This window comes from Rhodococcus maanshanensis NBRC 100610, assembly GCF_001894865.1.
Taxonomy (GTDB): Bacteria; Actinomycetota; Actinomycetes; order Mycobacteriales; family Mycobacteriaceae; genus Rhodococcus_G; species Rhodococcus_G maanshanensis.
In genome coordinates, this window is record NZ_BCXA01000039.1 from 20,566 (window position 1) to 43,506 (window position 22,941).

General features: G+C 67.6%; 21 protein-coding genes and 1 pseudogene. 11 read left to right on the forward strand and 11 right to left on the reverse strand.

Going from position 1 to position 22,941, the window contains the following annotated elements:
- Entirely contained in the window at positions 1-1,713 is a 1,713-nt protein-coding gene (locus RM1_RS18805) for a DUF3556 domain-containing protein (RefSeq protein WP_072753250.1), read from the reverse strand.
- A 205-nt stretch (positions 1,714-1,918) separates the two neighbouring features.
- Between RM1_RS18805 and RM1_RS18810 the strand changes: the two genes are divergently transcribed.
- Positions 1,919-2,506 carry a TetR/AcrR family transcriptional regulator gene (locus tag RM1_RS18810; protein WP_072753251.1) on the forward strand — a complete coding sequence of 196 codons (588 nt, stop codon included), beginning with the start codon at positions 1,919-1,921 and terminating at the stop codon, positions 2,504-2,506.
- A 55-nt stretch (positions 2,507-2,561) separates the two neighbouring features.
- On the opposite strand, the gene RM1_RS18815 is transcribed toward RM1_RS18810, so the two are convergent.
- Positions 2,562-3,443: a TolB family protein gene (locus RM1_RS18815; protein ID WP_072753252.1), complete on the reverse strand. Its 882-nt coding sequence runs from the start codon at positions 3,441-3,443 to the stop codon at positions 2,562-2,564.
- A 132-nt stretch (positions 3,444-3,575) separates the two neighbouring features.
- Here RM1_RS18815 and RM1_RS18820 point away from each other — a divergent pair, with 132 nt between their 5' ends.
- Positions 3,576-4,451 carry a hypothetical protein gene (locus RM1_RS18820; protein ID WP_072753253.1) on the forward strand — a complete coding sequence of 292 codons (876 nt, stop codon included), beginning with the start codon at positions 3,576-3,578 and terminating at the stop codon, positions 4,449-4,451.
- A 119-nt stretch (positions 4,452-4,570) separates the two neighbouring features.
- Entirely contained in the window at positions 4,571-5,242 is a 672-nt protein-coding gene (locus tag RM1_RS18825) for a DUF6891 domain-containing protein (protein WP_072753254.1), read from the forward strand.
- Positions 5,243-5,581: 339 nt separating this feature from the next.
- On the opposite strand, the gene RM1_RS18830 is transcribed toward RM1_RS18825, so the two are convergent.
- Positions 5,582-5,956 (reverse strand): DUF4259 domain-containing protein, encoded by a 375-nt coding sequence (locus RM1_RS18830; RefSeq protein ID WP_072753255.1) that lies wholly within the window; start codon positions 5,954-5,956, stop codon positions 5,582-5,584.
- Positions 5,957-6,098: 142 nt separating this feature from the next.
- On the opposite strand from RM1_RS18830, the gene RM1_RS18835 reads away from it, so the two are divergent.
- Positions 6,099-7,019, forward strand: coding sequence for a poly(ethylene terephthalate) hydrolase family protein (locus tag RM1_RS18835; protein ID WP_245816470.1), 921 nt, complete (start codon positions 6,099-6,101; stop codon positions 7,017-7,019).
- Positions 7,020-7,175: 156 nt separating this feature from the next.
- Positions 7,176-7,526 carry a hypothetical protein gene (locus RM1_RS18840; RefSeq protein WP_143069484.1) on the forward strand — a complete coding sequence of 117 codons (351 nt, stop codon included), beginning with the start codon at positions 7,176-7,178 and terminating at the stop codon, positions 7,524-7,526.
- A 63-nt stretch (positions 7,527-7,589) separates the two neighbouring features.
- On the opposite strand, the gene RM1_RS18845 is transcribed toward RM1_RS18840, so the two are convergent.
- From RM1_RS18845 to RM1_RS18855, 3 genes are all read right to left on the reverse strand, one after another.
- Positions 7,590-8,963 carry a flavin-containing monooxygenase gene (locus tag RM1_RS18845; protein ID WP_072753257.1) on the reverse strand — a complete coding sequence of 458 codons (1,374 nt, stop codon included), beginning with the start codon at positions 8,961-8,963 and terminating at the stop codon, positions 7,590-7,592.
- A gap of 357 nt (positions 8,964-9,320) precedes the next feature.
- Positions 9,321-10,130 carry a 23S ribosomal RNA methyltransferase Erm gene (gene erm / locus RM1_RS18850; protein WP_072753258.1) on the reverse strand — a complete coding sequence of 270 codons (810 nt, stop codon included), beginning with the start codon at positions 10,128-10,130 and terminating at the stop codon, positions 9,321-9,323.
- 187 nt (positions 10,131-10,317) lie between these two features.
- Positions 10,318-11,226, reverse strand: a complete 909-nt coding sequence (locus tag RM1_RS18855; protein ID WP_072753259.1) for a hypothetical protein — start codon at positions 11,224-11,226, stop codon at positions 10,318-10,320.
- A gap of 217 nt (positions 11,227-11,443) precedes the next feature.
- Here RM1_RS18855 and RM1_RS18860 point away from each other — a divergent pair, with 217 nt between their 5' ends.
- Positions 11,444-12,085, forward strand: coding sequence for a hypothetical protein (locus tag RM1_RS18860; protein WP_072753260.1), 642 nt, complete (start codon positions 11,444-11,446; stop codon positions 12,083-12,085).
- A 189-nt stretch (positions 12,086-12,274) separates the two neighbouring features.
- Positions 12,275-14,596, forward strand: a complete 2,322-nt coding sequence (locus tag RM1_RS18865; protein ID WP_072753261.1) for an ATP-binding protein — start codon at positions 12,275-12,277, stop codon at positions 14,594-14,596.
- Positions 14,597-14,599: 3 nt separating this feature from the next.
- On the opposite strand, the gene RM1_RS18870 is transcribed toward RM1_RS18865, so the two are convergent.
- Positions 14,600-15,079 (reverse strand): nucleoside deaminase, encoded by a 480-nt coding sequence (locus RM1_RS18870; protein WP_072753262.1) that lies wholly within the window; start codon positions 15,077-15,079, stop codon positions 14,600-14,602.
- Positions 15,080-15,188: 109 nt separating this feature from the next.
- Between RM1_RS18870 and cynR the strand changes: the two genes are divergently transcribed.
- The 4 genes from cynR to RM1_RS18890 all read left to right on the forward strand — a co-directional run bounded on the left by cynR (position 15,189) and on the right by RM1_RS18890 (position 18,045).
- A complete protein-coding gene (gene cynR, locus RM1_RS18875) occupies positions 15,189-16,073 on the forward strand; it encodes a transcriptional regulator CynR (RefSeq protein ID WP_072753263.1) in 885 nt (294 codons plus the stop codon).
- A gap of 237 nt (positions 16,074-16,310) precedes the next feature.
- The gene (locus tag RM1_RS18880; RefSeq protein WP_072753264.1) at positions 16,311-16,913 is read left to right on the forward strand and encodes a carbonic anhydrase; all 603 of its coding nucleotides are present in this window, start codon (positions 16,311-16,313) and stop codon (positions 16,911-16,913) included.
- Between the two features lie 106 nt (positions 16,914-17,019).
- Positions 17,020-17,490, forward strand: coding sequence for a cyanase (cynS, locus tag RM1_RS18885; protein ID WP_072753265.1), 471 nt, complete (start codon positions 17,020-17,022; stop codon positions 17,488-17,490).
- 54 nt (positions 17,491-17,544) lie between these two features.
- Positions 17,545-18,045, forward strand: a complete 501-nt coding sequence (locus RM1_RS18890) for a nucleoside deaminase (RefSeq protein WP_072753266.1) — start codon at positions 17,545-17,547, stop codon at positions 18,043-18,045.
- 45 nt (positions 18,046-18,090) lie between these two features.
- Here RM1_RS18890 and RM1_RS18895 read toward each other — a convergent pair whose 3' ends face one another.
- From RM1_RS18895 to cysD, 4 genes and pseudogenes are all read right to left on the reverse strand, one after another.
- Positions 18,091-18,906 carry a mycofactocin-coupled SDR family oxidoreductase gene (locus RM1_RS18895; RefSeq protein ID WP_072753267.1) on the reverse strand — a complete coding sequence of 272 codons (816 nt, stop codon included), beginning with the start codon at positions 18,904-18,906 and terminating at the stop codon, positions 18,091-18,093.
- A gap of 95 nt (positions 18,907-19,001) precedes the next feature.
- Positions 19,002-20,134: pseudogene (locus RM1_RS18900) on the reverse strand (3'(2'),5'-bisphosphate nucleotidase CysQ).
- Entirely contained in the window at positions 20,131-21,981 is a 1,851-nt protein-coding gene (gene cysC / locus RM1_RS18905; RefSeq protein WP_072753268.1) for an adenylyl-sulfate kinase, read from the reverse strand. Before cysC ends, RM1_RS18900 begins: the two are co-directional and overlap by 4 nt.
- Entirely contained in the window at positions 21,981-22,904 is a 924-nt protein-coding gene (gene cysD / locus RM1_RS18910; protein WP_072753269.1) for a sulfate adenylyltransferase subunit CysD, read from the reverse strand. The genes cysC and cysD overlap by 1 nt, the downstream gene beginning before the upstream one ends.
- Positions 22,905-22,941: the final 37 nt, after the last annotated feature.

Consider the following 22,941-nt stretch of genomic DNA (forward strand, 5'->3'; position numbering starts at 1 on the left):
TCAGCGATCCCGACCGCCGCAGGCGACCTGCACCGGCATGTCTGCGGCCCAGGGTTGGCGGTTGACCATGTCCGCGACCCGCACGGTGCCCCGCTCGAATTCCCCTGTGGCGGCGTCCAACAGGCGGTACGCCTGGGACTGCCGGTGGATCGGCTGGGCATCCAGGACGAGCACTCGCAGGTCATCCGGTTCGAAGTTGCATCGGTCCTGCAGCGCCGCGACCAGTTGCTCGGAATGCAGGTGGCCGTCGCCGAAGTTCCAACCGAGCAGGACTCCGGCCGCTGTCTCCCCGTCGAGTTCCACATAGTTCACCCCGGGCCGATCCCCGATGAGTCGGGGCAGCAGGGCAGCGTGTGCCCGACCGTGGGTGTGGATCGCGCGGAACGCGAAGCCGGTGAGCCGGGTGACCCGGGCCTGGTCCTCGCCGCCGTAGATCTTCTCCAACTGACGGTGCGGCAGCATCGCCGCGCGGATCGTGTTGTCGGTCAACTTCTGCTCGCCGGTGGGCGAGAGGCACCACACGGACGTGTCCCAGTTGCCTGCGTAGTAGCGCATGCCGAACAGGAAGGAGATCCGCCGCGGGAAGAGATTGCCCAGGATCACGAAAAGGAAGCTGACGGCGGGGATCAGCAGGACGACGGGATGAGCAAGGTCGCTCACACCCAGGTCGGCATGGTTCACGAACAGCACCAGGACCGCGAAGATCATGAATACATTCCACTCCAGCGGCGTCCCCATCGGGATCGTCACGATGATGTGCAGGTGGAACAGGATCATCACGATGGCGGCGACGGTCGTGACGGTGCCGCCGCCCGAGCAGATCAGCACCAGGGGTACGAAGAACTCGATCACGGTGCCGCCGTGGGCGAGCACCTTCGAGAGCGCGGACGGACGCAGGTCCTCGGGATACGAACGGGTGAACAGGTGCTTGACGCGCTTGGTGCGCCACAACGGGCTGTTCGCCTCCATGGCCTGCACGACCGACGGGAAGTGCACGTTGACCTTCGAGATCGCCGCTCCCCACCAGATGCACAGCAGCACGAACTTGGCGACGACCATGGAGTCGGGGAACGGGAGCAGGAAGGTCACGGCGATCGCCCCGTAGACCTCCGCGCGGGCGGCCAGGAAGATCGTCTGGTCGCGCAGCCCGACGAGACCGAGCACCACCAGCACGGCCGCGATCTTCTGCCAAGGCAGCTGTCCGGTGCCGGGCGCGGTCGGCGAGAGCAGAGCCACCACCAACGAGACGAGCAGGGCGACGTACAGCACGACGTCGACGATGCCGCGCCTGCTACCGGAGGTGAACGGAACCCGCCCCGACCACGGAGGCAACCGGATGGTTCCGGGTCGCAACCAGTAGAGGAAGGAGCCCAGGGGCGGCAGGAACCGCAGGTTCAACGGGCCGAAACCGCAACCCAGCCCGGTGACCTCGAAGAGGATGCACCACAGCACGACCTTCTGCCAGACCACCGGCAGCGCCCACCACTGCCCCACGTCGAGGAGTCCGTCCACTCCTGGCGTGCTCATCGCGAACAGCGCGCCGCCGAGGACGAACAGGGCGATCTTGACGAGATAGCCCACGTACACCACGTCGGGCGTCCCGAAGCCCTGGGAGAGGAAATTCTCGGACAGGATGCGCATCTGGACGGGCCGGTCGCCGCGGCGCAACTCGTCAGCGTCGACGTCCGGTTCCACCGGTTGCAGGAATCCCATGCGTCCTCCGAACCATTGACCGAACGGCGCATGCCGGTCCGGTTGGCGACCGGGCCTATGGGTGGCCGGTCCTGACCGCCGAAGATAGGCTTTGTAGACACTTCTCCACAAGTGCCTACAAGAACATTTTCATCGCCCTGACCACCCGGCCCCGCCGGACTAAGCTGCGATTCCGTTCTCGGACGTGTCCTACGATCGGGCGGAGATGACCCCCCACTCCAACACCGTGCGCGACCGCATCCTCGACGCCGCCGAGGCGTGCCTGGCACGCGACGGAATCCGCCGCACCACCGTGCGCGCCGTGGCTCAGGAGGCGGGCGTCAGCCGCGCCTACCTGTACCGGTTCTTCCCCGACAAGCCGGCACTGCTGTCGGCGGCGCTGATCCGCCGGGGCGCGGACTTCTGGGCGGACGCCGCCCATCGGGTCGAACGTCAGGACAGCGTGGCCGCCATGCTGACCGAGGCCGTCGTGCTGTCCCGACAGGAACCGCTCGGCCCCCTGGCGGTTGACCTGTCCACCCGGGAACCACACGAGTACGCCGAGATCATGGGGACCTACGCCCAGGACGTGGTCGCGCAACTGTCCGACTTCTGGATGGACCGGATGCGCGACGCCCGGGAGCGGGGACTCGTCCGCGAGGACCTGGACCTGGCCGAAGCGGCGGAGTGGCTGATCCGGATGCTCGTCTCCCTGGTGGGTACCCCCGGTACGGCCGTCGACGTGGACGACCGTGCTGCGCTGATGAGCTACCTGCAGACCTATCTGGATCCCGTGTTCACGCCCCCGACATGACGGCGCAGCCCAGCCAATCCGCATGTAACCCAGCATGATCCGTCGACAGGCAATGTCACTGTCCCCCGCCGATGCTCGGACCCTGGGCGGTGATCGAACGGGGCGTGAACCGCTTCTGGTCGGAGCCGTCGGGATTCATCGAGGCGAGCTCCGGTCGGGTCGAGGCCGAAGTGTCGGTCACCGGCTCCCCCGACTGCGTCGTCGCCCTGGTGTAAAAGATGCGTGAGCCGTCGGGGGTGAACGCCGGACCAACCGCGAACGTTTCGGTCAGCCGGGTGATCTCTCCGCCACCGGCGGGCATCGAGTAGATCTCCGAGCCGTTGTTGCCGCCACGGTTGCTCGAGAAGACCAGAGTGGCGCCGTCCGGCGAGTACTCGGGATCCGCATTCCAGAACTGGTCCCGCAGAAGCACCTTCGATTCTCCACCCGTCGTCGGCGCCTCGACGATGTACCCGCCGACGTTGAAGGCCACCCGCGACCCGTCCGGCGAGAACGTCGCCCCGGCCGCGGACTCCTCGCGAGCGATGACGCGCACATCGGAACCGTCGGTGTTCATGATGCTGATGCCGCCGCCACCCGTGAACGCTATGGACGACCCGTCCGGCGAGAAGACGGGGTGATAACCGCCCTCGTGAACGGTCCGCACTTCACCCGATTCGAGATCCACGACCTCGATGAACCTACCCCCGCGGGTGTACGCCAACAGCGCGCCGTCCGGTGACAGCGCGGGGTAGTTGCCGTATCGCCCATCGGACATGTCGTCAGCCACGGTCGGGGTGACCTGTCGCAGACCGCTGCCGTCGACGTTCGCTACGAAGACCTGGCCCCACCCGTCGTCGAAGGACACCATCACCGGCGATGGGGATGGGTCGTCCGCGCACCCCGCCAGGAGGACGGTTGCGGCGGCGAGTACGGGCAACAATCGGGAGAAACGCATCACGCGATCATCGCAGTAGTCGATCGTGCGGGCCGGAAACCTGCACAGATGGTGTCCTTTTCGTCCACGAGGATCTCCGAGTAGCGGCCCTGGAATGGTCCCCGACGAGTGTGCGCGTGCGATCATGTTGATGTGAGTGCTGGGGCTACTGCCGCGGCCTGGGCCGAGCAGCAGATCGCTTCTGTGCGCGACGATCCGGCAGGCCGGATCGCGCTCATGCAGCGCTGCTATTACGGCCCGTACGGCAAGGCCCCGCGGCATCTGCCGTTCCGACGGGCGGCGATGTCGTTCATGCGATGGCAACTCCGGCGAGGTTTGCTGCAGCCACTGTCCAGCGACCATCCCGGTAGTCCATGGTGGCGTGCGGTGAACGAGTGCATCCTTCGTGACGGGTGTGAGGCGGTGGCCCTGAGCGGGGGCTTCACCGGGCCGACCTCCTCGCGGACGGTCGACTTCTGGATGTCCTTCGCCGACTACCCGACCGCTCGGGCCTGGTATCGGGCGCACAACGGGAGCGTGGTCGCCGCCTACCTCGAGCACCGCGACCAGGCAGCCGCCGAGAACGAGGCCGAGCGCTTCTTCATGAACGTCGTGCTCTGCCGTGTGCTGTACAGCCACGCCCTCGTCGCGGCCCCCCGAATCTCGCTCGGATGGCTGCGCCCTCTCGCCCCGTTCCTCGGCGACCCGAGACTGGGCATGACCGGGATCTTCCTGCAGCTGTCCCGCGTGCTGCCGGACGAGTACCCGCTCGGCGAGGGGGTGCGGTCCTACCTCGATGCCGAGCTCGGATTCGGCCGACTGCTGGATTACGGGGTGATCATCCCAAGGGTGCAGCAACTGTATGAGTGGTCATCTCACGAGCTCGCAGCGCCGGGTCTGCTGGACTGTATCCGCGACGGAGCCCTGACCTACGCCTGGCCATTCGAGGACCGCGACGTCTGGCGGCCCCCGAAGTCGCTCATCGTCCAGATGGCACACCGGGCGCTCCGACCGGAACGACGCGCCTGAGCGGCCACAGCACCGCATTTCGTGTCTTGGCCTGCGTACCGATTAGTGGATCGACGGAAGTTACCATCGTCGCTGCCGGACGATTTGCCCGGTTCCGCTCGATATCCGGAGGTCGCGCTGTGAGCGCGTTGTCGAACCCGAACCCGAACACGATCCCGCCCTACGCCGCCCTGCCCGACCTGCCCATCGACGAGGACGACAGCGCTGAGCTGACCCGGCAGATCTGGGATCAGCTGATCACCGGCCGAGACGATGTCGACGATTTCATCGACATCTACGGCGAGGACTACGACCTCACCGAGGAGCAGCTCGGGGCGGCGTTCGCCGCGCTCCGCACCGCCCGGCTACGCCAGCAGACGGAGATCGGCGCGTACACCTCCCGCACGATCGCCGCGTTCGAGGAGCTCAATGCCAACGGCGTGGTCGCCCGCGTTGACTTCTCCTGCTGCGGCACCTGCGCGTCCGGTGAGATCTGGGACGAGCGTGACGACAGCCGCCATTGGAAGGGCTACGCGTACTTCCACCAGCAGGACACCGACCGAATCGTCGAGGACGGCGAAACCTACATCGGCTACGGCGCTTTCCCGTCCGAGGACTTCGATGAGGCCGCCTACGACGCGCTCGGCGACGACGCGAAAGAGAGCCTCTACGCGGCTGACGTGACGCGCCTGCTCGACGACGTGATGTTTCCCGTCTTCCGGCGGCACGGCATCGAGCCGGAGTGGAACCGCGACCTGGGCACGCGGGTGCTGCTCAAGAACGCCGACTGGTACGCCCCGATCGAGCCGTAGCGCGATTGGGCCTGGTCAATCCAGTCGCGTCGTATCAGCGCTCGAACGGTTCGAGGGCTGCCTCGACCTGCTCGGTCGGCAGCAGTAGCTCGGCGACGGCGTTGCGGTCGTCGTCGTCCACATCCAGTTCCCAAAGGTCACTGAGCACCCTGCGGACGGCGGTCGCGAAGTCGAGATAGGTGGCGAGCGGATGCGGGCAGCGTGCTCCTCCGGCATCATGCCCACCGGGCTAGGTGTCATAGTCTCCGTCGTCCCACGGGGCGTCGTCATGCGCGATCACGAGGGACCGGGGAGCCAGCTGCCCATCGGCATCCCTCAAACCGGCATCGAGATGATCGGTCATCCCTCGTTCCTCGCCGCCGCCTCAGCCAGTTGGTCGAAGGTTCGCACGAGGACCTCTCGTCGCCGCTCCTTGTGGTCCGCCTTGGGCTCCAGCCCGTCGATCGCCCCGTCCCAGACGGCCAGGAACCGGTCCTTCCAGGCGGCGATGATCCCCGGGTCGGGCAGGTGGACCCCGACGTAGGGCTGCTGCGCGATCAGATGGAGCAACTCCAGGTTGCAGGGCACCGCGACGCCCCAGTACTCGTCCGGCTCGATCTCGACCGGGTCGCCGGACATCGCCTTGGCGACCTCGTCGACGAGCCGGCCGGTCAGGTCCGAGAGATGATCAGCTGCGGTGTCGTCATCGAAATTGCCGCTGCCCCAAGTCCCCATGCTGTCCCCACCCTCACTGTGTCCGATTCTGGCGATATCGAACCAGACAGCGCCGACGTTCCGCCGATCGACGGGCTGGCCCAGGCGGGACGGAGATCCAGGCAGTGCCGCAGGCGACGTGACGCTGGGTAGGGTGGGGCTCGTGCCGTTACGACGCCCTCTGCTGCCCGCCACCCGACACACCCGGACGCTGCTCCTCGCCGCGATCATCGCGATGCCGATGGCGTCCGGATTCACCGCACCGGCCCTCGCGTCGGTTCCCGCCGCAGCTCCGACGGCGCCGGCGGCCCCCGCTGCTCAGGAACGGCAATCCGTCAGCGAGCGTTACGCGGCCACCGGCAGCCACGCCGTCACCTCGCTTGCGGTGCCCGGATACCAGGTGTTCCACCCCGCCGACATCGCCACCAGCCGCGACCGCCATCCGGTGGTCACCTTCGGTAACGGAAGCTACGCGACCTACGAGCAGTACGAGGCGTTGCTCCGCCATCTGGCCTCCTGGGGCTTCGTCGTGGTGGTCGCCGACAGCAGCGTCACCGGCGACGGAACCGAGATCCTGGCGGCAGCGCGCTACATCCTGGCGCAGAACGACAACCAGGAGAGCGTCTTTCACGATCGCATCGACGTCGCCCACGTCGCCGCCGTCGGGCATTCGCAGGGCGCCGGGGGATCGATCAATGCCAGCACCGACTCCGACGGACTCATCACCTCGACCGCGGTGCTCGACCTGCCCGACCCCTGGTGGGCCAGTCGGCCCGTCGACGTGATCGACGTGGCTCGACTGACAGGTCCGGTGTTCTTCCTGACCGGGTCCGAGGATCCGGTCTCGACGGCCCTTCCGCAGGCCGCGTATCACGCCCAGAGCCCGGGCCCCGCGGCCCGCGGCCGCCTGCTGGGAGTGGGACACAACTGGCCGACCGACGGAGGCGGATTCCGCGGGTACCTCACGGCGTGGCTGCGCTTCACCCTCAACGGCGACACCGATGCCGCGCGCGCCTTCGTCGGTCCGGCACCGGAACTGCTCGCCGATCCACGGTGGGACGGTACTGCGGTCAAGGGTTGGTGAATCGACGGTTCCCTGCCTCGGTGTCCTAACATCACGAGCGTGTTCGTAACCGGCGTTGGATTGTTCACAGCCGAGCCCGGCCCCGACGGCCAGTCGGCCTGGTCTCCGCAGAAGTCGGTGTTCAGTGCCCTTTTCGCGGCGCCAGTCGAGGTGAACGTGCTGCTCGCGGACGGGCAGTCCGCCGATCTGGACCTGATCGCCGAGGTGCTCGGCGATGTGGACAGCTTTCTGTTGACCGGCCTGCATTTTCTGCACAGCGCGCTGACGGCCGACCCGGAGACCTTCGGACTCGACCCGACCGACGCGGCGAAACTCCAGCCATTCGACCCGACGGCATTTCCGGTCGACATGCCGCAACTCAACTTCTACGCCGAGGCCGACACCGAATGGCTGATGCGTTTCGCACAGGGCCTGCTGCCGATCTGCGAACCGTATGGCGTTGCCGTCGCCTTCGCCGGCAGTGAACCGGCACGCGTCGAGGACCTGTCCGAATCCGCACAGATCTGAGCCATACAACGGCCTTCTCGCCCGCACCCGGGCGCCGTTGGGTAGGTGTCGCGCGGAACGCGGTCAGCGCGCGGCGCGGGCGCGGCGGGCACCGCGCCCGCGCTCCCGCCCGAGACTCCAGAGGTAGTGCTCGAAGTCGACCTCCATGGTGTGCCGTGGCGAGTTGTAGAACCGCCGCTTGGCGCGATCGTGCTCGGCGGTCATCTGCGACCGGATCTCGGCGTCGGGCGGAGGCAGGTACCGGCCCGAGAGGGTCTCCGCGATCCACGCGCTCTGGGCCTCGGCGAGCGGCATCACCGCGCCGAGCGGCTGCAGGAGCCCGACGAAGTACAGGCCGGGAAGGTCGGGGTGCACAGTTCGCTTCCACAGCGGCAGGTCGTTCTCGGGGGCGGCGACGAGCTCCGGGTCGAAGAACGGAAAGCTCACCCGGTAGCCGGTGGCCCACACGATCAGATCGGCCCGGGACCGGGTCCCGTCCACGAAAACGACTGTGTCGCCCTCGAACCGGTCGATCTGCGGGCGTGGGCTGATCGCGCCGGCCCGCAGTTGCGTGCGGATCTGCTCGGACTGCACCGGGTGTGCCTGACCGGGCCGATGTGTCGGCCGCGGGAGCCCGTAGCGGGTCAGGTCTCCGGCCGTGAGGGCGCTGACGCGGAGCCCGGCAGAGATCACCCAGCCAGGCAGCCAGCCCGGCATCACGAACCGGTCGGCAGGCTTGCCGAGCAGCATCTTGCGCATCACCCAGTGGCTGCGCCGCACCGACAGCGTGGCGCTGCGCGCGACCTTGGACGCCTCGACCGCGATGTCCAGACCCGAGTTCCCCATGCCGACGACCACCACGTCGCGGCCGGCGAGCTGGTCGGCGCTGCGGTAGTCGTGGGAGTGGATCTGCTCGCCGGTGAAGCTCCCGGGAACCGGGTCCGGCCAGCGGGCGTCCCAGTGGTGCCCATTTGCAACCAGCACGGCGTCGTAGCTCTCCACGCGCTCGCCTACGGGGCCGGTCGTGCGTACCGACCACTTACCGTCCGGGGCTTCCTCGACCTGCTCCACGGTGGTGCCGAAGGTGATGGTGTGCCGGAACCCGAAATGCTCTACGTAGGACTCGAAGTAGGCTCGGACCTGGTCGTGCCGCGCGTAGGGCGTATAGTCGGCGGGCATCGGGAAGTCCGAGAACGCCATCCGCGGGCAGGAGGTGTTGATCTCCAATGTTTCGTAGCAGGCGGACACCCCGTTCGGGTTGTCGTAGACCCAGTTGCCGCCGATCACGCTTCCCTGCTCGAAGCAGTCGAACGGGATCCCGGCGACGTGAAGCGCCTTGGCCGCGGCGATGCCCGACGATCCCGCACCGATCACGCACACGCGGGGCAGGGTCGGGGCGTTCGGAGCCGGGGTGGTGGCGGCCGGGGCGCTCCGCCGGGGTGTGACAAAACTGGGCATGGCGGCAATATTCGCACGAGATCCCGGCGCCGGCATGAGGATTGCGGGCGGTCCAGCCCGCCTCCGATCTGGGACGGGCTGGACCTCGTGTCAGCGGACTCGCTCGAGCGCTACGACATCGAGACGAGGCCGGCACCGGCCCAGATCGCGAGGAGACCGACTGCGCCGGTCCCTGCGATGGTGCCGATCTGGCCGAGCTGTTCGTCCGAAGAACCCATGGATGTACTCCTTAGTCGAGGGGTGGGTTGTCGCACCAGGGTGCAGCGAAATACGTTGCACGACTGCGTGACGCCACATTCATACCTGCCCCTCCCCCGGCTCGCATTCCTACAGGTCGGAACCACAGGACAAGCGCACTCAGCGAAGCAACCGTCCGGCCAACGTGATCCACTGATCCGGATGGACGAACGCCACCACGGTGTCGCGGGCGATCCCCGCTTCCGCGCAGGCGTCGTCCACCCCGCCGTACCGCGTGGACAGCGACGCGTGCAACGACCCGCCGACGCCCGAGAAACCCAGCTCCACCATGTCCTGGTAGTCCGGTCCTCTGGCCACCAGCGGTTCGAGCCGCCGCTCGATCCGCAGGATCGCCGAGTCCACCGATGGCACCGGTCTGAAGCTCTCCCGGCCGATCCATCCGAGCAGTTCCCAGGTGAACCACGGCCAGCTCTCCACCGTGACCAGGCTCCAGCGACCGAAGTCGCCGGACCGTTTACGCGCATACTCCCATTGCGTGACCAGTGTCGCCGATGTCAGCGTCGGGGCGCTCAGGCACCAGTCGACGATCTTCGACGTGATCGAGAAGGGGATGTTGCCGACCACCGCGAACGGCTCACGCGGCGGCCGCGCGGCCGTGAAGTCGCCCTTGATGATCTTGAGCCCCGTTCTGGCCTTGAGCTTGACGGCCAGCAGCGGGTCTATCTCGTAGCCGACGACCTCGGCGCCGGTTCTGGCCAGGGCGACGGTGAGCGCGCCCTTGCCGGATCCGGGTTCCAGGACGAGGCCGGCCGGTCTGGCCGCCTCGACCACCTGGTCGACGGCGTTCCCGTCGGTCAGGAAGTTCTGCGAGAGCTCCCGTCTGGCTCGGTCTCTCGGCGTGTGCCCGCCCTTGACTCGAGCCTTCGTCTGCGTGTGTGAGTAGTTTCCGTGTGCGAATGACTTTGCCACTGGTGCCCTTTCGGGTCTTCGAGATGGAAGAAGGTCTCGAAGGGCCCTGGGCGCGCCGGCGCGACCTTGGGTCCGCTAGCGGGCCAGAGCCCGGCCATGGCGGATGCGGATGAAGCAGAGGCAATGCATGCGACGGAGCGTACGGAACGGCGCGATGGGCAGCAACGGAATTAGTTGAGTGCGGTGTTCACCGGAAGTAGGACGCATAGGCGCTGAACGGAACCTGTCCGGTGGGGCTCGACTTTATGGCATCGGCAACCGCAGGAGGAATGGGAGCCCAGTGGGCAGGCATGGCGGCCGCCAGGGCGGGCTTCAGTATGTAGAGCAGCGCGAAGTTCACTATCCAGAGCGGCGGCGCCATCGACATGCCCACCTCCGAATTCACTCCCGCCTTGGTGTTGGTCACCAGTTGAGCTGCGCCCGAAATCTGTTGCGCTGCGAAGCCATAGACCGCCTGCACGGTGTATGCCGACCGATAGAGCGCTATCAGGGTTTGCGTCGCACCGTTGTTCCTCAACCATGTGCCCACGAAGCCGCCGGGAGCGATCAGGGAGTTCACCTGCCTCGTCGGCGCGTCCGCGTTGGCCGGACTCTCCAGCAGTCCGCCGGGATTCACGTAGAGCCCGTAGCTGGCCAGGACAGACGGGGTGGGCCGTCCGTCGACGTCGGAGTAGAGGGGACGGCCGTTCGTATTGGTGAGGATCCGGGCGCATTCGTCGATCACCTCGGCGGCCTCGCGGCTGCCCCCGACTCCGCCGCCGGTGATGAGGTCGCGATACTGCTCCTCGGACAGTGCGTCATTCCTGTTGAGCCCCACCTCGCCGGCGATCTCGTCCGCCGCTTGCTGACCGAGTGGCTGGTTGAGCTGATCCGGACTGGTCATCTGCGTCGGTGCCAGGTGCTCGTAGCCGGGTGCCCCCGCGAAGGGGATCGCGAACCCGGTGTCGACGGTGTCTGCCGCTGCTTTGCCGCCGGCTGTCTGGGTAACGGCCAGGGAGAATATGCACGCTCCGGCCAGTGCCAGTACCGAGATGGTCCTGCGGTGGTGGGTCGCTCCGCGTCGGTGCCCCGGACCGAGTAACGCTGTGCCGCGCATACGTCAACCTCCCAGAACACCATCGGGCGAGGTCACACAAGGTTGCGCACCAGTCAAACGCCGTGACCGACGGTGTGTCAAGACCCTCGGTCCGGGTCGCCGGGACCACGCCCGGGTGGGTTCCGGACCCCGAAAACAGGTATTTCTCCTCTGGCCCGGCGCCGCACCCCACATGGACGCTGATAGCTGTCCGAAACCCCCGACACCGAGGTTACTGATGCGTGAAACCGTGACCGACCTCCGCCGCGTCGACCACATGGCAGTGGTGAACCCAGCCGAGACCGGATGGTCCAACCAACTGGAATGGGAAGAGCGGCTGGTACCGCGGGAGCCGACCCTTCGCGCGACGTTGGACTGCTGCTCGACGGAACCGGGGCATGAAGCGGCGTCCCTGAGGATGACGAGCGCGCTGTTCCTGTCCAGGATGGTGCGGGGGCTGCCGCCGGGTGCGGGGCTGCACGGCGCCCTCGACCACCGGCCGATCGCCGACCGGGTGACCGCGCTGTGCATCGACAGTGTGCTGGCCGGATACGAAGGGGACGTCGCAGCCGCGGAGGCGCTGGTGGACGAGGCCGGACACGCGGCGGCGATACTCGATGACCGAACCCTGCTCGCGGCGGTGGCCGAGGCCTCCGGCTACCTGGCCGTATTCGACGGTGACCTGCCCAGCGCCGTGTATTGCTTCGAGGACTCACTTACCGCATTCCGTGCCTGCGGGACCGCGCCCCCGATCTCCACCCTTGTCGGGTCGGCATTGGTCCACGGTCTGCTCGGTGACGAGCGGCGGTCCACCTCCTGCCGCGAGGAGGCGCTCGCGATCGCCGAGGCGAGCGAGACCGCGTGCCGGGCACGGGTATAGGGCGTCCGCGCAACGACAACGCCGTGTAGTCCGACCCGTCACATCGAGTCGGCCGAGGTCCCACGTCCCGGCCGCGGTATACCCCACCGACGGCGCGATTCGCGCCCCTGGAACGTGGCGAGCGATACCCTTACGTCGTCTTGTGCCGCATAGCGGCAGGGAAGCCGCGACTACGAAGGGACGTCGCCGATGGCGCCCGCGACACCCGAACGGGTTGGGAACCTCCCCCACGCGCTCACCAGTTTCGTCGGCCGTCGCCGCGAGGTCGCGGAGGTCCGACGACTGCTGGGTAACGCACGCCTGGTCACGGTGGCCGGTATCGGGGGCGTCGGTAAGACCAGGCTGGCGCTGCGGGTGGGCGAGGGCGCGCAGCGGTCGTACCCGCACGGGGTGTGGCTGGTCGAGCTCGGCGAGCTGCGCGAACCCCACCTGTTGGCGGAGACGGTCGCAGCGACGCTCGGGCTGCGGGAACGGTTGGCTCACCCACCCATGGTCCTGCTCACCGACTTCCTGGCCGACCGGCGAGCGCTGCTCGTGCTGGACAACTGCGAACACCTGGTGGACACGGTCGCCGAGTTCGCGACGTCGCTGCTGCGCGCATGCCCCGAGGTGCGAATCCTGGCGACCAGCAGAGAGCCGTTGGGGGTCATCGGCGAAGCCACCTTCCGTCTGCCGCCGCTGACGGTCCCCGATTCGGACAGCCAGGCGTCGACGAGCGCCCAGCCCCGGTCCGAAGCGATCACCCTGTTCACCGAACGTGCCCGCGCCTACCTCCCCGAGTTCAGGCTCACCGAGGACAACCAGCTCGCGGTCACGCAGATCTGCAGGCAACTCGAGGGTCTGCCGTTGCCGATCGAGCTCGCCGCGGCCAGGTTGCGCGCGCTGTCCCCGGAGCAGGTCCTGGAGCGGCTGACCAACCGGTTCAGGTTGCTGACGGTCGGGCGCCGCGGGGTACCAGCGCGGCACCAGACCTTGCGGTGGTGCGTCGACTGGAGCTACGAACTGTGCACGCCCCAGGAACAACAATTGTGGCGTCGGCTCGCGGTGTTCGCCGGCAACGTCGAACTGGATGCGGTGGCCGGGGTCTGTGCTGCAGACATGGAGCAGGAACAGGTCTTCGAGGTCGTCACCTCCCTTGTCGACAAGTCGATCCTGACCATGGAGGAGGGTCAGGTCGTCCGGTACCGGATGCTCGAGACACTGCGCGAGTACGGGTTGGAGAAGCTGGCGGAGGCCGACGAGTCGGCGACGTTCCTGCGGCGGCACCGAGACTTCCACGAGCGGCTGGCGGTGCGCGCAGGGGCGGAATGGATCGGGTCAGGGCAGTTGGAATGGATCGCCCGCCTCGACCGCGCGCGGGCGGATTTGCGCGCCGCGCTGGAGTTCAGCACCACGGAGCCGGGTGAGGCCGGCGCCGCGCTGCGCATGGTCGCCGCGATCTACCCCTACTGGGTGTCACGAGCGCTGTTCAGCGAGGGAAGATACTGGGTCGACCGTGCGCTGGCCGCCGACGACGGGCCGCCGTCCGCAGCCAGGGTGGCCGCGATGTGTGCCGGCGGTGTGCTGGCCGCAATGCGGGGCGACCTCCCGGCGGCCAAGGAACTCACTGATGCCGCGCGCGACCTCGCCGAGGCAACGGGCGACGACACGGCGTCCGCACTGGCGGCCTCCGCGACCGGGTATCTCGCCACCTTCTCCGGCGACTTCCCGCGCGCAGTCGGATGCTTCGAGACATGCCTGGGCATGCTCGGGACCGGCGGCGAACTGCTGCCCCGCGTCGGCGCCCTGGTCGGGCTCGCCATGGTGTGCGGTTTGGGCGGGGACACGCTCCGGGCGGTCGCCTGCCACGAGGAGGTGGTCGCACTCACCGAGTCGCACGGCGAATCGATGTACCGGTCCTACTCGTTGAGCATGCTCGCGTTGGCGGTCTGGGAACAGGGCGACGCCGGGCGCGCGACCCGGCTGATCGAGGAGTCGATGCGGCTGACCCGTCTCGTGGACGATCCGCTCGGCTCCGCCATGTGCCTGGAGATCCTGGGGTGGCTCGCGGCCGAGGCGAACGACGCGGAGCGGGCCGCGGTGTTGATGGGCGCCTCGGTGTCGGTGGGCGAGGCCGCGGGGAGCCCCACGATCGTGGTCCGCGACCTCTTCGGCCACCATGATCGGCTTGTTCGGCAGTCCACCCGGATGCTGGGCAAGCAAGCGTTCGAGGCCGCCTTCGGACGCGGGCGAGAGCTCGACGTCGAGGAGGCGATCGCCTATGCCCTCCGCGTCACCTCGCGCGCCGAGCCGAAAGCGAGCGGACCGGATTCACGCCTCACCCGCAGAGAACGAGAGGTCGCCACGCTGGTGGCGCAGGGCCTGAGCAACAAGGCGATCGCGCAGCAATTGGTGATCTCTCAGCGCACGGCCGAGGGGCACGTGGAGAAGGTCCGCGCGAAGCTGGGTTTCACCACCCGCGCTCAGATCGCGGCGTGGGTCGTCGCAAGGAACGCGGAACAGGCGGTCTGAGAATCAGCTGCGGCGTATCTGAACGGCGTGCCGCCGGAACGGCGCGAGTGCCTCGTCGTCGAGGTTGGGGCCGGAGACGGTGATCGACGCGTCGCTGGACCGCAGGACCTCGGTGCAGCGCAGGGTGAATCGCGGGTGACCGCCGATGATGGCGGTGAAATCCGGCTCGGCGGCGCCGAAGACGACGCGGGTGATCCCGGCCCAGACGATGGCGGCGCTGCACATGGGACACGGTTCACCGCTGGCGTAGATCGCGGCGCCGGTCAGCTCTGCGCCGTTGCCGACGTCGATCGCGGCCGTGATCGCGACGAGCTCGGCATGGGCGGTGACGACGCCGGTACTGGTGACCTCGTTGCGGCCCTCTGCGATCGTGGCGCCGCCGGCGTCGACGATGACGGCGCCGAACGGGCGGTTGCCATCGCGACCGGCGTGCTCGGCGAGCGAGATCGCCCGCCGCAGATGGGTTTCCTCACCCTTGATCATGGTCGTTCCTTTCGCTCACGCGGTGCGAGCTCCACGATGCCGACCGAACCCCATAGAGTCCAAGACTTACTTTCCATCAGCGCAATAGTGCGCATCTATAGTCTTGGTCATGGAGCTGCGCCATATCCGGTATCTGTTGGCGGTGGCCGATCATGGCAACTTCACTCGTGCGGCCGAGTCCTTGCACGTCTCGCAGCCCACCTTGTCGCAGCAGGTCAGGCAACTCGAGCGCGCACTGGGCGTGCAGCTGCTCGACCGGTCCGGCCGTACCGTACGTCTCACCGAAGCCGGCGAGGCATACGCGCATCATGCGCGACTCGCACTGCGCGACCTCGACGCCGGTGAGCGCGCGGTCCATGACGTGCAGGACCTCTCCAGAGGGCACCTGCGGGTGGCGATGACACCGACGATCACCGCCTACCTCATCGGTCCGCTCGTGCACCAGTTCCACGCCGCACACCCGGGGGTGACCCTGACCGTCGTGGAGACCACCCAGGACCGGATCGAGGCAGACCTGCTCGCCGACCGGATCGACCTCGGCATCGCCTTCACCGGTACCCACGCCGCCGGCATCGACAACGCCGAGCTGTTCTCCGAGAACCTCAGCCTGGTGGTCGGATCGGCCCACCCTCTCGCCGGACGATCGGAGCCGCTGCCTGCCCGGGAGCTCGCCGCCCATCCGCTGGCGTTGCTCAGTCGCGACTTTGCCACCAGGACCCACATCGACGGGTACTTCGACGCATGCGCGATCGCGCCGAGCATCGGGGTCGAAGCCAACTCCATCGGCGCGCTGGTGGAGTTCGTTCGACGGGGCCGGCTCGCCACTGTCCTTCCCGACGCCATCACGCGTGACCATCCCGAGCTGCTGCCCATCGCGCTGACCCCCGCGTTGCCCACCCGGACGGTGGAGATCCTGCGTCGCGGCACCGCCTACCACTCGGCCGCCTCCCGCGCCTTCGCCACGATCGCCCAGACCCTCGCGCGGTCGAGCTGACCGTGAAGCCGAGCACGCCCGCCGCATGACCTGAATTGGCAAGCTACCCAACCTGATTGCGCGGACACATCCACCGAGACCCTGCTCCAGACCCCGCGCTGGAGGCCGGCCCGATCCAGCTATTGGTCTGAGCAATGGCAATCATGGCATCTGCGTATTGGACGCTATAGCCACAGGTGATGCAGGGTGGATTTCGTCAGGACCAGCCGGTCAAGCACCCACCGAAGGGAGCGATCCATGCACGACCTAGCCGCCGGCGTCACACAATTCCAACGCGATGTCTTCCCCACCAAGGCAGATCTGTTCGCCCACCTCACGACGACCCACCGTCCCGAGACGCTGTTCATCAGCTGCTCCGACGCCCGCGTGGTCCCGGAGCTGATCACCAACAGCGAGCCGGGCGAGCTCTTCGTGATCCGCACCGCGGGCAATCTCGTGCCCGCCTACACGCCAGGAGCCGACGGCGTGGCGGCCAGCATCGAGTTCGCCGTCGCCGCCCTGGGCGTCTCCCGCATCGTGGTGTGCGGCCATTCCGGCTGCGGCGCGATGACCGCCCTAGCCGAACGCCACGACCTGAGCGGAACACCGATGCTCGCCGAGTGGCTGCGACACGCGGACGCCTCCGCCGCCCGGGTCGCCGCCACCGGAGAGGACGACGCCGTCCCGACGCTCGTACGAGCGAATGTCGTTGCGCAGCTGGCGAACCTGGCCAGCCACCCCTCGGTTGCCCGCGCCCTCGCCGCAGGCACCGCAACCGTCGAGGGCTGGGTGTTCGACATCGGTACCGGCGCGATCACCTCGATCGACGCCTCCGGGTCGGAACGCGTACTCGCAGCCTGATCGTCCGATCTCGGTCCCCGTACAGCCGTCCGGGACCCCACCACCCCGGCGCCGTACCTCCCACCCCCTGTCGGGACGGCGTCAGACCCGAAAGGAACCACACCTCATGGTGCACGCACAGTTCGACCCCACCGCCCGCCAGGCACTGGCCATCGCAGCGGTGGACGCCAAGACCAGGAAGGACCTCTCCTGGCAGCAGATCGCGGACGCCGCAGGCCTGTCGGTGGCATTCGTCACCGCCGCAGTCCTCGGCCAGCACGCCCTTCCTGAGCAGAGCGCCGCGGCGGTCGCCGACCTGCTCGGACTTGACGACGACGCGGCGATGCTGCTGCAGACCATCCCGACCCGCGGATCGATCCCCGGCGGGGTCCCGACCGATCCGACGATCTACCGCTTCTACGAGATGCTGCAGGTCTATGGCACCACCCTCAAGGCCCTGGTCCACGAGCAGTTCGGCGACGGCATCATCAGCGCGATCAACTTCAAGCTCGACGTGAAGAAGGTCGCCGACCCCGAGGGCGGCGAGCGCGCCGTCATCACCCTGGACGGCAAGTACCTGCCCACAAAGCCGTTCTGAGAACACCAAACACCTACCACCGAGAACCGGTGGCACGAACACATAGGAAGACCAATGGATTTCGCACGGCACACCATCGACATCGCACGCCGCAACGTCGCCGAGGGCGGGCGTCCCTTCGCGACCGTCATCGTCAAGGACGGCCAGATCCTGGCCGAGAGCCCGAACAAGGTCGCCCAGACCAACGACCCGACCGCGCACGCGGAGATCCTCGCCATCCGCGAGGCCTGCACGAAGCTCGGAACCGAACACCTGACCGGCGCCACCATCTACATCCTCGCCCTGCCCTGCCCGATGTGCCTTGGCGCGCTCTACTACTGCTCACCCGACGAGGTCGTCTTCCTCACCACCCGCGACGCCTACGAACCGCACTACGTCGACGACCGCAAGTACTTCGAACTGGGCACCTTCTATGCCGAGTTCGCCAAGCCCTGGGACCAGCGGCGCCTCCCCATGCGCCACGAACCCCTCGAGGAGGCAGTCGACGTCTACCGCCTCTGGCAGGACGCCAACGGCGGTGAACGACGGGTCGCGGGCGCGCCAACCGCCCACTGACCCCAAGCCGCCTCGCTCACAGACACGGGCGTCCGGTTCACACCCTCACCGGTTGAGATTGCCCAGATCCACCGGAATCTGGGCGCCCGTGATGTACCTGGCCTCGTCCGAGCACACCCAGGCCACGGCCGACGCAATGTCCTCAGGCTGCGTGATCGGGTGCGGGAGGGTGTTCATGTAGATCGGGGCCAGCGTCGTCGCATACTTCTCCAGCATCGGCAGCATCGAACTCATGTCCATGCCGGTGTCCACGCCTGCGGGATGAACCGTGTTGACGCGGATGTCGTACTCGCCGAGCTCATTTGCCATAGCCTTGGCGAGCCCGGTGATGCCGTGTTTGGTGGCGACGTAGTGACTGGTGAACGGGGTGCCCTTGAGGCCCGACATCGAGCTGGTGAACACCATTGCGCCACCCGTGCCCTGCTCGATCAGGTGCGGGATCGACGCCTTCGCGGTGTGGAAGGTGCCGGTCAGATTCACGTCGACGGTCTCCTGCCACTGCTCATGGGTGACCTCCCACGACAGTGCCGCCGAACAGATCCCGGCGTTGGCGACCACCACATCGAGCCGGCCCAACTGGGCGATGCCGTCGCCGAGGGCCGCTGACAGACCCTCGAAGTCGCGCACGTCGACCTTGCGGGCCACGATCTTCTGACCCGTCGACTCCACCAGGCGGACGGTCTCGGTCAGATCGTCATCGGTCGCCCCCGGGTACGGCGTGCTCGTGAATTGGGTGCAGGCGTCGATCGCGATGATGTTCGCGCCCTCTTCCGCGAATCGGACGGCCTCGGCCCGACCCTGACCCCGTGCCGCGCCCGTGATGAATGCGACTTTGCCCTCGAATCGACGGCTGGATGTCATATCCCTACCTCCATGAGTGAGTTTGTTTTCGATCCGGCCACGTGGCCCGAGGTGTTCTCGGGCCACGTGGGTCGGGGCGAGCTGACCTATCCGACCTAGTCCGCCGGTTCGAAGATGGCGGTGATGGCCCCGATCTGGTCGTTCTCGATCACGAAGTGCTCGGTGATCCGAACGGTCGCGGTGGCTGCCTCCGCAGTTTCCAGATCGAGCAGGTATCGCGCGAGGACATTCGAGTCCCACTCTCGGAATTCCAGATCCCGGATCTTCTGGAGCGGCTTGTACTGCTCCCCGGTGGCCAGCTCGCGGAGGATCTCGGCACCCGAGGAGCCGCAGGCCTCTCCGTTCTCGAACCGCACCGCATCCGGCACGAGCCGAACGTCGCTGACGTCGTGAGTGATCAGGGACTCGAGGTAGGCCCGCGCGGCCGCGACTCGTGTGCTGTCGGTGTCGTTCACCTGTGTACTCCTCAGTGTGTTGGGGTGGTCGCCCCGTTGATCTCGGCTAGCAGCAGATCTGCGAGTTCGGGGCGACAGATCAGCAGGTCGGGCAGGTACGGATGGGGTGCGTTGTAGGTCAGTGGTGACCCGTCGATCCGGGTGGCGTGCAGGCCTGCCGCGAGTGCGACACCGACGGGCGCGGCGGAGTCCCATTCCCACTGACCGCCGGCGTGGACGTACGCGTCGGCGTCGCCGCGCACCACGGCCATCGCCTTTGCCCCCGCCGAGCCCATCGGCACCAGGTCCGCGCCGACCGACTCCGCGAGTGCGGTTGCGAAGGCCGGCGGCCGCGAGTCGCTGACCAAGATTCGACGGCGATCACGCTCCGGCCCGGGACCGGCGGTGGTGCCACCGCTCATGTAGACGGCCCCGAGCGCTGGTTGGGCCACCGCGGCCGCAGAGATACCGCGGCCCGCCTCCCATAGCGCCACGTGCACGGCCCAGTCGGTTCTCCCCGCAAGTCCGAATTCCCTTGTTCCGTCGAGTGGGTCGATGATCCAGACCCGCTGCGCGCCCAGCCGGGCCGTGCTGTCCGCCGATTCCTCGGACAGCACGGCATCGGCCGGGCGCTCGGTGGCGAGGCGTGCGAGCAGGTAGTCGTTCGAATCAGCGTCTCCGCGGCGGCCCAATTCCTTCGGCTCGCACGATCCAGCCGCGCGGGCGCGTAGTCCGAGCAGTAGGGCCCCAGCAGTCTCGGCGAGCTCTGCTGCCAGCTGTGCATCCGAGTTCATCGCTCACCCTGCAGGTGGTCGAGGATTGTCTGGGCCAGCGATGCCGGCTCTCCGTCCTCTGGCCGCAACACCAGGTCCGGATGGGTGGGCCGCTCGTAGGGGTCGTCGATTCCGGTGAATCCGGTGATCTCGCCTGCCCTGGCCTTGGCGTACAGCTGTTTCGGGTCGCGGGACTCGCACACCTCGAGGGGGGTGTCGACAAAGACCTCGGTGAACGGCAGCCCAGCCATCCGGTGCAGTTCCCTGACCTGCTCGCGTTCGGTCTGGTAGGGGCTGATCAGTGACACCACCGCGACGATGCCGGCGTCGGCCAGCAGCCGGGCGACCTCGCCGACGCGGCGCACGTTCTCGGCTCGGTCCTCCGCGCTGAACCCGAGGTCGGCGTTGAGCCCATGACGCAGGTTGTCCCCGTCGAGCAGATAGGCCGGCACCCCCGACGCGACCAGGCGGCGCTCGAGTTCGACAGCGACCGTGGATTTTCCGGATCCCGACAGTCCGGTCAGCCAGACGGTCTGCCCGTCGGCGCCGCGGTCCTGGCGCCGTACCGTCGCCTCGTGCCAGATGACGTTCGGCGCCTTCTGGGTCGGGCCGGTGATCATGCCTGCGGCCACCGTGTTGTTGGTGACCTCGTCGACGAGGATGAAGCTGCCGGTGGTCCGGTTCAGCCGGTACGGATCGAACAGCAGCGGTTGCTGCGTGCGCAGTTGCACCCGCCCGATCTCGTTCAGCCCGAGCGAGTCCGCCACGTCGTCGCGGTGCAGGGTGTTGACATCGAGCCGGTAGTCCAGCGACCCGACCACCACCTTCGACTCCCGGGTGGCCTGCCGGATGACGTAGCGCGAGCCCTCGGCGAGGGTGGACTGGTCCGTGAACCAGCACACCATCGCATCCAGCTCGTGCCCGACATGCGGGCGATTGTTGGGACGGCACAACAGGTCTCCGCGGCTGATGTCGATGTCGTCGGCGAGCTCGACCGACACGGCGCACGAGGCGAATGCCTCGTCGACCGTTCGGCCGCCCGGACCCCAGAGCGCCTTGACCGTGCTGGTGAACCCCGACGGCAGGACCACCACGTCGTCGCCAGGCTTGAACACCCCGCTGGCGACCGTGCCGGCGTAGCTGCGGTGATCGTGGAACGCGTCGTCGCGCTGACGCTGCGGCCGGATCACGTACTGCACGGGCAGCCGGGCGTCGATGAGATTCTGGTCGGAGGCCACATGGACCTGCTCGAGGTGGTGCAGCAGCGAGGTGCCCTCGTACCACGGCATGTTGGTGGTGCGTTCGACGATGTTGTCGCCGAGCAGCGCCGAGACCGGGATGAAGGTCAGGTCCCCGACGTTCAGCTTCATGGCGAACTGACGGAACTCCTCACGGATCTCGTCGAAGCGCTGCTTGGACCAGCCGACCAGGTCCATCTTGTTCACGCAGACCACCAGGTGCGGGATGCCGAGCAGGCTGGCGATGAACGCGTGCCTGCGGGTCTGCTCGAGCATGCCCTTGCGGGCGTCGACCAGGATGAGCGCCAGGTCCGCCGTCGATGACCCGGTCACCATGTTGCGGGTGTACTGGGCGTGGCCGGGGGTGTCGGCGATGATGAACTTGCGCTTGGGGGTCGCGAAGTAGCGGTGCGCCACGTCGATGGTGATGCCCTGCTCGCGCTCGGCGCGCAGCCCGTCGGTGAGCAGGGCGAGGTTGGCGTGCTCGTCGCCGCGGTCCGCGCTGGTGCGTTCGACCGCCTCGAGCTGGTCCTCGAAGATCGCCTTCGAGTCGTAGAGCAACCGACCGATGAGGGTCGACTTGCCATCGTCCACGCTGCCCGCGGTGGCGAGCCGAAGTAGCTGGGACATCAGAAATACCCTTCCTTCTTGCGATCTTCCATGCCTGCCTCGGAGATTCGGTCGTCGGCGCGCGTCGCGCCGCGCTCGGTGACCCGGGTGGCCGCCACCTCGGCGATCACCTCGTCCACCGTTGTCGCGGCGGACTCCACACACCCGGTGCACGTCGCATCCCCGACGGTCCGGAATCGCACCAACTCCTCAAACGGCTCCTCCCCCGGGAGAAGAGTCAGGAATCTGGTGTGCGCCAGCAGCATTCCGTCCCGCGGCACCACCGGCCTGCGGTGCGCGTAGTAGATCTCCGGCAGCTCGATTCGCTCCTCGGCGATGTACTGCCAGATGTCGAGCTCGGTCCAGTTCGACAGCGGGAACACACGGATGTGTTCACCCCGCCGGTGGCGGCCGTTGTACAGATTCCACAGCTCGGGCCGCTGGTTCTTCGGATCCCACTGGCCGAACTCGTCGCGGAAGCTGAAGATCCGCTCCTTCGCCCGCGCCTTCTCCTCGTCCCGGCGGGCGCCACCGAACGCCGCGTCGAACCCGCCCTGCCCGATGCCCCGCAACAGCGCTGCGGTCTGCAGCCGGTTGCGGCTGGCCCGCGGTCCCGTCTCCTCGACGACACGGCCTGCGTCGATCTCGTCCTGCACGCTGGCCACCACCAGGCGCAGCCCGTACTCGGCGACCATCCGGTCCCGGAACTCGATCACCTCGTCGAAGTTGTGACCGGTGTCGACGTGCATCACCGGCAGCGGCAGTGGGGCAGGCCAGAACGCCTTCATCGCCAGGTGCAGCATCACCACCGAGTCCTTGCCGCCCGAGAACAACAGGACGGGACGCTCGAAAGTCGCTGCCACTTCCCGGAATATGTGCACGGCTTCGGCCTCGAGCGCGCGCAGATGCGACAACTCGTAGGCCGGAAGGGTTTGGGATTTCACTGAGGTCTCCTCCTCTTCAACCCAATCAAGCGCGTTC

What these genes read in the sequence shown, in the direction of transcription:
- RM1_RS18805 (WP_072753250.1), bottom strand. Translation starts at nt 1,713, where the DNA reads ATGGGATTCCTGCAACCGGTGGAACCGGACGTCGACGCTGACGAGTTG.
- RM1_RS18810 (WP_072753251.1), top strand. Translation starts at nt 1,919, where the DNA reads ATGACCCCCCACTCCAACACCGTGCGCGACCGCATCCTCGACGCCGCC.
- RM1_RS18815 (WP_072753252.1), bottom strand. Translation starts at nt 3,443, where the DNA reads ATGCGTTTCTCCCGATTGTTGCCCGTACTCGCCGCCGCAACCGTCCTC.
- RM1_RS18830 (WP_072753255.1), bottom strand. Translation starts at nt 5,956, where the DNA reads ATGGGGACTTGGGGCAGCGGCAATTTCGATGACGACACCGCAGCTGAT.
- RM1_RS18845 (WP_072753257.1), bottom strand. Translation starts at nt 8,963, where the DNA reads ATGCCCAGTTTTGTCACACCCCGGCGGAGCGCCCCGGCCGCCACCACC.
- RM1_RS18855 (WP_072753259.1), bottom strand. Translation starts at nt 11,226, where the DNA reads ATGCGCGGCACAGCGTTACTCGGTCCGGGGCACCGACGCGGAGCGACC.
- RM1_RS18860 (WP_072753260.1), top strand. Translation starts at nt 11,444, where the DNA reads ATGCGTGAAACCGTGACCGACCTCCGCCGCGTCGACCACATGGCAGTG.
- RM1_RS18865 (WP_072753261.1), top strand. Translation starts at nt 12,275, where the DNA reads ATGGCGCCCGCGACACCCGAACGGGTTGGGAACCTCCCCCACGCGCTC.
- RM1_RS18870 (WP_072753262.1), bottom strand. Translation starts at nt 15,079, where the DNA reads ATGATCAAGGGTGAGGAAACCCATCTGCGGCGGGCGATCTCGCTCGCC.
- cynR (WP_072753263.1), top strand. Translation starts at nt 15,189, where the DNA reads ATGGAGCTGCGCCATATCCGGTATCTGTTGGCGGTGGCCGATCATGGC.
- RM1_RS18880 (WP_072753264.1), top strand. Translation starts at nt 16,311, where the DNA reads ATGCACGACCTAGCCGCCGGCGTCACACAATTCCAACGCGATGTCTTC.
- cynS (WP_072753265.1), top strand. Translation starts at nt 17,020, where the DNA reads ATGGTGCACGCACAGTTCGACCCCACCGCCCGCCAGGCACTGGCCATC.
- RM1_RS18890 (WP_072753266.1), top strand. Translation starts at nt 17,545, where the DNA reads ATGGATTTCGCACGGCACACCATCGACATCGCACGCCGCAACGTCGCC.
- RM1_RS18895 (WP_072753267.1), bottom strand. Translation starts at nt 18,906, where the DNA reads ATGACATCCAGCCGTCGATTCGAGGGCAAAGTCGCATTCATCACGGGC.
- cysC (WP_072753268.1), bottom strand. Translation starts at nt 21,981, where the DNA reads ATGTCCCAGCTACTTCGGCTCGCCACCGCGGGCAGCGTGGACGATGGC.